The sequence below is a fragment of the Streptomyces sp. AC512_CC834 genome (assembly GCF_019049325.1).
In the GTDB taxonomy this organism is placed as follows: domain Bacteria; phylum Actinomycetota; class Actinomycetes; order Streptomycetales; family Streptomycetaceae; genus Streptomyces.
Window position 1 is genome coordinate 1 of sequence record NZ_JAGMUO010000002.1, and the last position, 278, is coordinate 278.

1 rRNA gene is annotated in these 278 nt (G+C 54.0%); it reads right to left on the minus strand.

From position 1 onward, the window contains the following. Positions 1-176, minus strand: a 16S ribosomal RNA gene (locus KUM40_RS00010); the annotation flags it as partial. Positions 177-278: the final 102 nt, after the last annotated feature.

Sequence of the window (278 nt, forward strand, 5' to 3'; positions counted from 1 at the left end):
TCAGTATCCGGTATTAGACCCCGTTTCCAGGGCTTGTCCCAGAGTGCAGGGCAGATTGCCCACGTGTTACTCACCCGTTCGCCACTAATCCCCACCGAAGTGGTTCATCGTTCGACTTGCATGTGTTAAGCACGCCGCCAGCGTTCGTCCTGAGCCAGGATCAAACTCTCCGTGAATGCTTTTCAACTTCACGGGAGCGGAACAGTCGGAGGAATAATCCGACCGTTCACAGCGTCCTCGCTGTTGTGTTACTTCAAAGGAACCTCAACCCGATCAGA